The organism is Hymenobacter sp. UYCo722 (genome assembly GCF_040547115.1).
Classification (GTDB): Bacteria; Bacteroidota; Bacteroidia; order Cytophagales; family Hymenobacteraceae; genus Hymenobacter.
Map to the genome: position 1 here is coordinate 896,743 of NZ_JBEPPC010000002.1, position 9,418 is coordinate 906,160.

The following is a 9,418-nucleotide window of genomic DNA, read 5'->3' on the forward strand; positions in this document are numbered from 1 at the left end:
GAAACTACACATAAGATGAAACGCACCTATCAACCTTCGAAGCGCAAGCGCGTGAACAAGCACGGCTTCCGTCTCCGCATGGAATCCGCTAATGGCCGCAACGTGCTGGCCCGTCGTCGTGCCAAAGGCCGCAAGCGCCTCACCGTATCCGACGAAGGCAAGCACAAGCGCTAGTATTCGCTAGCCAATAGCTAGCCGATTGCCGCATTGCTGAGACAGATTTATTTCTGTCGCTGCAATGCGGCTTCGCTATTTTAGCCCTTTCCAAAGGGATTTTTGCTGCTGAAGCGGCAGCCGACAAGTACGTATCGTGAACGAGCTAACCGCTGACGATTCCCCGCCCACGGGGAAGAGAAAATATACCTTCCCGAAAGAGGAACACCTGTGCCGCAAGAAGCTCATCGAGGAGCTTTTTAGCAAGCAGAGTTCCTCTTTTGGCGTTTACCCGCTGCGCATTGTGTGGATAAAGGCGGCTGCGCCTACCTCGGCCCCGCCGCAGGTGCTCATTAGCGTGAGCAAGCGCACCTTTAAACGGGCCGTCGACCGCAACCGCCTCAAGCGGCTCATCCGCGAGGCGTACCGGCTCAATAAATATCGGCTCACGGAGCAACCCAATGGGCACGAAATCGCTCTGCTGGGTATTATCTTCACGGGAAAGGAAAAAAGCCCGCTGACTTTGGTGGAAAGAAAATTAATTTCCGCTTTCCATCGTTTGCTGGGCACGACTCCTGAAGCAGCCCCTGCTTCGCCGCCGGTCCCGTAGATTCGTGATAACCCGCTACCCGTATTCCGTATGACTATCCGCAAAAAGCTACTCGCCACGCTGGCCCTGAGCACGCTGGGTTTGGTATCGTTCCGCGCCGCTTCCGACAACGAGCGGTACTTCGAAATCGCCAAGAACCTCGACGTTTTTGCTACGCTCTTTAAGGAGGTCAACACCTATTACGTCGACGAGATAACGCCCGCTAAGCTGGTGAAAACGGGTATTGACGCCATGCTGCGCTCGCTCGACCCTTACACCAACTACATTCCGGAGGACGACATCGAGGACTTCCGCACCATGACGACCGGGCAGTACGGCGGCATCGGGGCCTCGGTGGTGAAGCGCAACGGCAAAACCGTAGTGCAAAGCGCCTACGAAGGCTATCCGGCCCAAAAAGCCGGCCTGCTCCCCGGCGATGAAATCCTCGATATCAACGGCGTCATTGTTGAGAAAAAGTCGAACGCCGACATCAGTAAGCTCCTCAAGGGGCAGGCCAATTCGGTGGTGAAGCTCCTCGTGACGCGCTACGGTCAGGACAAGCCGGTGCAAATCGACATCACCCGCGATAAAATTCAGGTGGATAACGTGCCCTACACCGGCATGATTTCCGGCGACGTGGGCTATTTCCAGCTCGGCAGTTTCACGGTGGATGCGGGCAAGGAAGTGCGCGCCGCCGTGACCAAGCTCAAGGAACAGGGCGCGAAAAAAATTGTATTCGACATTCGCGACAACCCCGGCGGTTTGCTGAATGAGGCTGTCAATATCTCCAACCTTTTCATCGACAAGGGCCTCGACGTGGTGAGCACTAAGGGCAAGGTGACGGAGTGGAACAAAACCTACAAGGCCCTCGACGTGCCGCTCGATACCCAGATTCCGGTGGCCATCATCACGAGCAGCCGCTCGGCGTCGGCCTCCGAAATCGTGTCGGGCGTGCTGCAGGACTATGACCGTGCCGTGGTGGTGGGCGAGCGCACCTTCGGCAAGGGCCTCGTGCAGGCCACCCGGCCCCTGAGCTACAACTCGCAGCTGAAGGTGACGACTGCCAAATACTACATCCCGAGCGGCCGCTGCATCCAGGAAATCGACTACGCCCACCGCAGCGAAGATGGCACGCTGGGCAAATTCCCCGATTCGCTGCGCACGGCCTTCAAAACCACTGCTGGCCGCACTGTGTACGACGGCGGCGGCGTAGCCCCCGACGTGGAGGTGAACGACCGCGAAATCGCCGACATCACCCGCATCCTGCTCCAGAAGAGCTACCTCTTCGACTACGCTACCCGCTACCGCGCCGAGCACCCCACCATCGTGCCCGCCCGCCAGTTTAAGCTCACGGATGTGGACTACCAGAAGTTCGTGGCTTACCTGCAAGGCAAGAACATCAGCTACAGCACCGACGCCGAAAAGGCCCTCACCGACCTCAGCAAGAAGGTAAAAGAGGAAAAGCACTACGACGACGTGAAGCTGGAACTCGAAGCCATCCGCAAGAAGGTGACCGTGAACAAGGCCAACGACCTGCAACGCTTCAAGCCCGAAATCAAGGAGTTGCTGGAGCAGGAAATCGTGTCGCGCTACTACTTCGAGAAGGGCCGAACCGAAGCCGGCTTCGATGACGACCCCAACATCATCGCCGCCGTGGCCGTGCTGAACGACCCGAACCGCTACGCCGCGCTGCTGAAGCCGAGCGGGCAGGCGGCGAGTGCGCGAAAGTCGGCGGGGACGAAGTAGTTTTGAATCGCGTTAAGTAGAGAAGCAGGCGCTGAAAGGTGCCTGCTTTTTTGTGAGTGTTGAATTATGATTGCTATCGAGAAAGTCGCCGCTTTAATGAATAGCCTTGGGTGTAATGCAAGAATCAAACTTAAGCATGATGCATTACCAGAAGCTTGGGGAAGTACGGGCATCTGTATTCCAGTAAGCGGTTACATTGAGGTCCAAGGGCCTTGGCCATTTAGAGAGGTCGAATGGCTTGAAATTAACCCTATTGTAATGGAACACACAGGAAGGCTTATCAAACCAAAACGGCACGACCATTTGAGTGGTATTGTCTCATTACTTCAATTAGAGGCAATTCCCTATTCCATTGTCGAAGAAAAGGTAAGAGTACAGTTTGTCGAATTCGAATAATATCCTGCATAGCCCTAACTTCACCTACCCAATTGACTGTGCGTATCGAAGTGCGTAATCAATTCGTTCTCATCCGACTCATCCCATGACTTCCGACCAACGCCTCGACCAACTCGAACCGCTTGTTTCTCAGACGCTGGCCGTGGCCGACCGCCACACGGCGCAGCTCAAGCAGATTTATGGAGTCTTGAGCCAACATAGCGATACCCTACAATTCATTTTACGCGAGATGGTTGAAGTGAAGCAGGGTATTGGGGAATTGAAACAGGACGTTGGGGACCTGAAACAAGGCATGGGTGCACTACAGGAATCAACAAATGTGCGTCTTGATGTTGTAGATGCTAATGTCAGTGGCTTGGGTACTAACCTTGGGGGCTTGGACACAAAGCTTGACCGCATTCTCGGATTGCTCGATGCAAGCAAGTAGCAAGGCATAACGAGCAGGCCCGGCCAAATCCAGCCGCCGTAAATTTGCCTGCGTTATGCAAACGCTCCTCCTCTCTCTCGAAACCTCGTCCCCCGTCTGTTCGGTGGCCCTGCACCGCCTCGCCGACGGCTCCCTGGTCGGCCAATCCGAGCTGCGGCTGGATAAGTCGCACTCCACCCACCTCACCGTGCTCATCGAGCAGCTGCTCGCCAACACCGGCCACCAGTTGGCCGACCTCGCCGCCGTGGCCGTGAGCGACGGACCCGGTTCCTACACCGGTCTGCGCATCGGGGCGGCCGCTGCCAAGGGCCTGTGCTTTGCGCTGGATATTCCGCTGGTGGCCGTGAGCACGCTCAAAGCGCTGGCGGCGCAGGTAGCGGCCGGTACTGCCCGGCCCGAAAACTTCCTTTTTTGTCCCATGCTGGATGCCCGGCGGCAGGAAGTATACGCCGCCATCTATGCCCCTGAGGGGCAGGAAGTGTTGGCTCCCACGCCCTTCATCCTCGACGCCGAGACGCTGGCCGAACAATTGGCCCGGCATTCCATATTGTTCTTTGGCAATGGTGCGGTGAAGTTTCAGGCGGTGCTAGGTGAGCATTCTAACGCTGGTTTCCTGGTGGAAATTGAGCCCTCGGCTATTTCAGTGGGGCAACTAGGCGTAGCTGCATTCCACCGGCAGGAATTTCAGGACGTGGCGTACTACGAGCCGTTTTACCTGAAAGAAGTGTACACCACCACGCCGAAAAAACAGTCGTTGTGAGCCTTTGGCCTAGTGCCGGTAGCCTTGCCAGGTGCCGCCGTAGCGGTAGCCCGGCCGGGGTTTCGCTTTAATGCAACAGCTCTCGCAGACAAAAAACCAGCCCTTGCCGCCGGCCGCTGTTTGAATTCGATATAGCGTGGTAGCCTCCTGCTGGCAATGCGCGCAAAGCTTATTTTTCATGGTTGCTGGCTAGCTTTACTGCTGCTGTAACTGTTCCCCGCGAAGCACTGTTCTAACTCATTCTGCTAATAATTCTTATGGAAACGGAACCCCTCTTCGTCAACCGCGTCGCCAACTCCGGCCTCGTCACCCTCAACCTGGAAGAGCTCATTCACCCCGGCGAGCGGGTGGTGTACGACATCAAGGACAACCTCTTCCACGGGCTCATGCTGCGCGAAAAAGACTTCCGCGAGTTCGTGAAAACCAACGACTGGACGCCCTACGACGGCCAAAACGTCGCCATCATCTGCTCCGCCGATGCCATTGTGCCCACCTGGGCCTACATGCTGCTCGCCACCAAGCTCCAGAACCACGCCCACCGCTACGTCTTCGGCAACCTCGATGCCCTGGAACAGTCGCTGTTCGAAGAAGCCATCGCCGCGATTGATACCGAAGAATACCGCGACGCCAAAGTGGTAGTGAAAGGCTGCGGCAACGTGCCCGTGCCCACTTTCGCCTACGTGGCCATCATGCAAAAGCTGCTCCCCGTGACTAGCAGCATTATGTACGGCGAGCCGTGTAGCACCGTGCCGCTCTACAAAAAGCCTAAAGCTGCCAGCGTAGTGGAATAACCGGCGCAGCATGACAGGAACCGACGGGCAACTCGTTCGCATCTTTGCACCATGCCCGAGCTTACCCGCACACCTTATAAAATCACTTTCCTCACCGGCGCGGCCATCGTCATCGCCAACATGGTGGGCACGGGCGTTTTCACCAGCCTGGGCTTCCAAGTGATGGGCATCGAAAGCGGCTTCGCGCTGCTGATGCTTTGGCTGGTGGGTGGCCTCATTGCCCTCTGTGGGGCCGTTAGCTACGCCGAGCTGGCGGCAGCCATGCCCCGTTCGGGCGGCGAATACCATTACCTGAGCCAGATTTACCACCCCGCGCTGGGCTTCCTCTCGGGTTGGGTGTCGGCCACGATAGGCTTTGCGGCCCCCACGGCGCTGGCCGCGCTGGCCCTCGGCCAATACGCCAAGAGCGTGTGGCCCGGCCTGCATCCGCAGTGGCTTTCGGTGGCCGTGGTGCTGGCTCTCACGCTGGTGCACGGCAGTAGCACCCGCGTCGGTAGCCGTCTCCAAATTATCATCACCGCCCTCAAAGTAGTCGTACTGGTTCTATTCATCGGCGCGGGCATGGTGGTAGGGGTGGGGCAGCCCATCAGTTTCGTGCCCGATGCTGCCGGCTGGCAGGCCCTGCTCAGCCCCGCCTTTGCCGTAAGCCTCGTGTATGTGAGCTACGCCTACTCCGGCTGGAACGCCGCCGTGTACGTCACCGGCGAAATCGAAAACCCCAAGCACAACCTCTCGCGCATCCTGCTGGTCGGTACCGCCATCGTCCTCCTATTATATGTAGGGCTTAATTACGTATTCCTCCGCTCCACCCCAATAGCTGGTTTAAAGGGCCAGTTGGAAGTCGGTTTCGTGGCGGCCACCTCCCTTTTTGGCCCCCTCGGCGGCCGGCTCATGGGTGGCGTCATCGCCGGACTCTTGGTTTCCACCATCAGTTCGATGATTTTCGCCGGCCCCCGCATCGTCCAGACGATGGGGGAGGACATCCCCGCCCTGCACTTCCTCGCCCCCAAAAGCCGCGCCGGCATCCCCGTACGGGCCCTTTTGCTGCAAACTGCCATCACCCTGGCCTTTATCCTGAAGCCCTCTTTCCAAGGCGTGCTGGTCTACGCCGGCTTTGTATTGAACCTGTTTACCTTCCTCACCGTGTTGGGCCTGTTCGTGCTCCGCTTTCGTCAGCCCGATTTGCCGCGTCCTTACCGCGCCTGGGGCTACCCCATCACGCCCCTCATTTTTTTGGGACTGAGCGGCTGGACGCTGGCCTTCATCCTGCGCGATAAACCCATTGAGTCGCTCTATGGATTGGCTACGCTTGCCGTCGGTGCGCTGGTTTACTTCATAACGGTGCGCACCAGTCGCCCTGTTCCCGCAGAATCCCCCAGCGGTAGCAGCTACTAAAAGGCTTTGATGTACCTACGCTCCGCCTCGGTAAGGCTCCCTCTTTCCGCGGGAGAGGGGCCGTGCCCGGCAGGGGTCGGGGGGTGAGGTGACCCATCAGAACGAGCCTCTGTAACTTGCGCCCTAAATCACTCCTATATATAATGTCCCTTCGCACCGCCGCGCTTCGGCTTCTGCCCGCCGCCTTGCTCTTGCTTTCCGCTTGCTCCGAGTCGAACACCAAAACGGAAACTGCGACTTCCACTAAGGAAGAAACCATGGCCACCACGGCCGATGCCCTCGATTCCACCAAATCAGCATCGCCCGCACCGGTCAAAACTGCCGCTGCCCCCCCGCGCCCCAACCGCCTCACCGCCCCCGACACCGCTTACGCCCAGGACGTGGCCCTGTTCCTCGGCGGCCAGCAGCCCAGCCAACACAGCGACCTCACCTCCCTGGCCGCCACGCCCGCCTGGCAAGCCTTCGCCCAAGACCAGGACAAAAGCTGGGATAAATACCGCGCCACCCACACCTCGCGCATGACCAAATGGGCCGCCACCGAGCTCGATTCCGTGCACGCCAACAGCCCCACCATCTTCTACCCCTTCAGCGGCCCCGATTTTCTGAACGTCTTCACGATGTTCCCCACCAGCCAAACCTACGTCCTGATGGGGTTGGAGCCCGTCGGCAGCGTTCCCGCCCGCACTTCGCTCGAGAACCCCAAATTATTTCCCGCCGTCAAAGCTTCCCTCTGGTCGGTACTCAATTTTAGCTTTTTCCGCACCAACGACATGGCTGTGGACCTCAAATCCGTCGAGCTCGATGGCGCCCTGCCGCTCATGATGCTCTTCGCTGCCCGCACCGGCAACCAAATCATCGCCATCCGCCCCGTCCAGCTCGATGCCGCCGGCAAACTTCAGGATGCTCCCGCCGACACCACCCAAACCCCCGACCCTAAAGCTATTCCCGGCGTCGAAATGAAGCTGCGCGGCCCCGACGGCCAACCCAAAACCGTCTACTACTTCTCCGCCGACCTCAGCGACTGGAAGCTCAACGCCAAAAAAGCTCCCCTCGAATTCGTGCGCCACCTCGGCCCCCTCACCACCTACGTGAAGTCGGCCACCTACCTCATGCACAAATCCTACTTCAACCAGGTCCGCCGCACCGTCCTCCGCCGCAGCCGCTACATTTTGCAGGACGATTCCGGCATCGCCATGAAGTACTTCCAGAAAGGCGCTTGGCAGTTCGATTATTACGGCACCTACCGCCGCCCCATCAACCTCTTCGCCAAGCAATACCAGCCCGAGCTCACCGCCGCCTACCGCGATACCCTGCGCAAACCGAAAGCCCTACCCTTCGGCACCGGCTACAACTGGCGTCAAACCGACTCCAACCTCCTCCTCGCCAAGCGCTTGGTCCCCCTGGCCGACTAACCCTCGTGTAAAACCAGCCCCACAGGGCCGTGGTGGCAACATCACGGCCCTTTTTATTTCGATGTCCTATGAAAACGCTCCTGAAATCACGCCCCTTCTTATACTATATAATAGGAGTGACCTTTTTATTGACAATAACCCTAGCCGCCAAAGGAATTCGTCTGGCTCCCCCTTTACACGGGAGAGGGGCCGTGCCCGGCAGGGGCCGGGGGGTGAGGTTGACGCCTGCAGACTCCCCCCTCCTGGACTCTCTATTAAGCGCTAATCCCCTATTAAAGCGAGTCGCCAGCAACCCCCAATACGAGCTTCAAATCATCTACACCCAAATCAACCGCGACGCCCAAAACCGCCCAACCTTCACCCCCCATACCTACCACCTCAACCCCCAGCAATACTTCAACCCCGCCAGTCTGGTTAAACTCCCGGTAGTTGCCCTCTCCCTCGAAAAGCTCAACGACCTCCACAACCCCGCCCTCACCCGCCGCACCATCATGGCCACCGGCACCGCCTACCGCTGCCAAAACTCCGTCCCCTTCGCCGCCCCCGCTGACTCCGACCGCACCGCCACCGTCGGCAACTACATCAAACGAATGCTCCTCGTAAGCGACAACGTCGCCTACAACCGCCTCTACGAATTCCTTGGCCAGCGCTCTCTCAACCAGCGCCTCCAAGAGCTCGGCTATCCTAACGCCCGCATCACCCGCCGCTTCGCCCCCTGCGACACCACTGCCAACCGCCACACCAACCCCATCAGCTTCCACACCACCCAAGGCGACACGCTATATAAACAGCCCGCTCAATACAACCCCGTTACCTACCGCAGCCCCCTCGGCCGCGTCCTCAAAGGCCGCGCCCACCAGGCCGGCGGCCGCATCATCCCCACCCCCTACGATTTTACCACCGCCAACCACCTCCCGCTGCCTGACATCACCGCCATCCTCCAAAGCATCCTCTTCCCCGAATCCGTTCCCGCCCTCCAGCGTCTCCGCCTCACTCAGACAGACTACGCCTTCCTCCGTCGCTGCCTCCACGCCACTCCCCACGAGTCCGGCTTCCAACTCTACACCCCCGCCCGCTACTTCGACGCCTACAAAAAATACCTCTACTACGGCCGCAACCCCGATACCCCCCAACAATCCACCCTCCGCATCTACAACATCGTCGGCATGTCTCACGGCTTTCTCGCCGATGTCGCGTACTTCGCCGACTCCCTCCACCAGTCCGAATTCATGCTCAGCGCCGTCCTCTACGTCAATAAAAACGGCATCATCAACGACGGAACCTACGAATACGACACCATCGGCCAGCCCTTCTTAGTACAATTAGGCCGCCAAATCCAGCAATACGAAGCCCAGCGCCCCCGCCAACACCGCCCCAACCTCACCGAATTCTTCGCCCCCGAACCAATTCGCTGAATTTCTTCAAAATTTCCCCTTCCGCTAAGTCCCTGATTCCTAAAAGCCCATTTCCCCAAAAGTCCCCCACCCGACCCCAACCAAGCCCTAATCTTCCCGCTACCCCTTGTAACCCGAGAAAGTCCCGCTACTTTTGCAGTCCCAAAACGTCAACCGGACGACGGGTTCTGCCAGGGCGACTGCTCCAGCAGGAAATTGAAAAAGCAAGGCACTGCCCGGCCGCTCTCCTAGGATGGTGCCCCGAGCCAGCTTCCCAAAGTCCTCCAAAATTAACTTTCGAGCGGGCTTGGGAAAGTTGAAAAAAGCACCTTACCTTTGCACCCCGCTTCGATAG

Annotated in this window: 11 protein-coding genes; 10 read left to right on the top strand and 1 reads right to left on the bottom strand. The window is 58.5% G+C overall.

The window, feature by feature from the left end; all coding sequences use genetic code 11:
• Positions 1–15 precede the first annotated feature (15 nt).
• The 6 genes from rpmH to tsaB all read left to right on the top strand — a co-directional run bounded on the left by rpmH (position 16) and on the right by tsaB (position 4,071).
• Positions 16–174 carry a 50S ribosomal protein L34 gene (gene rpmH, locus ABIB44_RS09555; protein WP_035563087.1) on the top strand — a complete coding sequence of 53 codons (159 nt, stop codon included), beginning with the start codon at positions 16–18 and terminating at the stop codon, positions 172–174.
• Positions 175–310: 136 nt separating this feature from the next.
• Positions 311–763, top strand: coding sequence for a ribonuclease P protein component (locus ABIB44_RS09560; protein WP_354584417.1), 453 nt, complete (start codon positions 311–313; stop codon positions 761–763).
• A 30-nt stretch (positions 764–793) separates the two neighbouring features.
• A complete protein-coding gene (locus tag ABIB44_RS09565) occupies positions 794–2,488 on the top strand; it encodes a S41 family peptidase (protein ID WP_354584418.1) in 1,695 nt (564 codons plus the stop codon).
• Between the two features lie 66 nt (positions 2,489–2,554).
• Complete coding sequence (locus tag ABIB44_RS09570; protein ID WP_354584419.1) at positions 2,555–2,884, top strand: DUF6678 family protein; 330 nt, start codon at positions 2,555–2,557, stop codon at positions 2,882–2,884.
• An 85-nt stretch (positions 2,885–2,969) separates the two neighbouring features.
• Positions 2,970–3,311 carry a hypothetical protein gene (locus ABIB44_RS09575; protein ID WP_354584420.1) on the top strand — a complete coding sequence of 114 codons (342 nt, stop codon included), beginning with the start codon at positions 2,970–2,972 and terminating at the stop codon, positions 3,309–3,311.
• A 55-nt stretch (positions 3,312–3,366) separates the two neighbouring features.
• The gene (gene tsaB / locus ABIB44_RS09580) at positions 3,367–4,071 is read left to right on the top strand and encodes a tRNA (adenosine(37)-N6)-threonylcarbamoyltransferase complex dimerization subunit type 1 TsaB (RefSeq protein WP_354584421.1); all 705 of its coding nucleotides are present in this window, start codon (positions 3,367–3,369) and stop codon (positions 4,069–4,071) included.
• 9 nt (positions 4,072–4,080) lie between these two features.
• On the opposite strand, the gene ABIB44_RS20520 is transcribed toward tsaB, so the two are convergent.
• The gene (locus ABIB44_RS20520; RefSeq protein WP_502916488.1) at positions 4,081–4,251 is read right to left on the bottom strand and encodes a DUF8622 domain-containing protein; all 171 of its coding nucleotides are present in this window, start codon (positions 4,249–4,251) and stop codon (positions 4,081–4,083) included.
• A gap of 77 nt (positions 4,252–4,328) precedes the next feature.
• On the opposite strand from ABIB44_RS20520, the gene ABIB44_RS09585 reads away from it, so the two are divergent.
• The 4 genes from ABIB44_RS09585 to ABIB44_RS09600 all read left to right on the top strand — a co-directional run bounded on the left by ABIB44_RS09585 (position 4,329) and on the right by ABIB44_RS09600 (position 9,084).
• Positions 4,329–4,862, top strand: coding sequence for a DUF2480 family protein (locus tag ABIB44_RS09585; RefSeq protein ID WP_354584422.1), 534 nt, complete (start codon positions 4,329–4,331; stop codon positions 4,860–4,862).
• Positions 4,863–4,913: 51 nt separating this feature from the next.
• Positions 4,914–6,257, top strand: coding sequence for an APC family permease (locus ABIB44_RS09590; RefSeq protein ID WP_354584423.1), 1,344 nt, complete (start codon positions 4,914–4,916; stop codon positions 6,255–6,257).
• Between the two features lie 143 nt (positions 6,258–6,400).
• Positions 6,401–7,669 (top strand): hypothetical protein, encoded by a 1,269-nt coding sequence (locus ABIB44_RS09595; protein ID WP_354584424.1) that lies wholly within the window; start codon positions 6,401–6,403, stop codon positions 7,667–7,669.
• Between the two features lie 218 nt (positions 7,670–7,887).
• The gene (locus ABIB44_RS09600; RefSeq protein WP_354584425.1) at positions 7,888–9,084 is read left to right on the top strand and encodes a serine hydrolase; all 1,197 of its coding nucleotides are present in this window, start codon (positions 7,888–7,890) and stop codon (positions 9,082–9,084) included.
• Positions 9,085–9,418 lie beyond the last annotated feature (334 nt).

Coding starts and splice junctions, on each gene's coding strand:
- rpmH (WP_035563087.1), top strand. CDS start 16: ATGAAACGCACCTATCAACCTTCGAAGCGCAAGCGCGTGAACAAGCAC.
- ABIB44_RS09565 (WP_354584418.1), top strand. CDS start 794: ATGACTATCCGCAAAAAGCTACTCGCCACGCTGGCCCTGAGCACGCTG.
- ABIB44_RS09570 (WP_354584419.1), top strand. CDS start 2,555: ATGATTGCTATCGAGAAAGTCGCCGCTTTAATGAATAGCCTTGGGTGT.
- ABIB44_RS09575 (WP_354584420.1), top strand. CDS start 2,970: ATGACTTCCGACCAACGCCTCGACCAACTCGAACCGCTTGTTTCTCAG.
- tsaB (WP_354584421.1), top strand. CDS start 3,367: ATGCAAACGCTCCTCCTCTCTCTCGAAACCTCGTCCCCCGTCTGTTCG.
- ABIB44_RS20520 (WP_502916488.1), bottom strand. CDS start 4,251: ATGAAAAATAAGCTTTGCGCGCATTGCCAGCAGGAGGCTACCACGCTA.
- ABIB44_RS09585 (WP_354584422.1), top strand. CDS start 4,329: ATGGAAACGGAACCCCTCTTCGTCAACCGCGTCGCCAACTCCGGCCTC.
- ABIB44_RS09590 (WP_354584423.1), top strand. CDS start 4,914: ATGCCCGAGCTTACCCGCACACCTTATAAAATCACTTTCCTCACCGGC.
- ABIB44_RS09595 (WP_354584424.1), top strand. CDS start 6,401: ATGTCCCTTCGCACCGCCGCGCTTCGGCTTCTGCCCGCCGCCTTGCTC.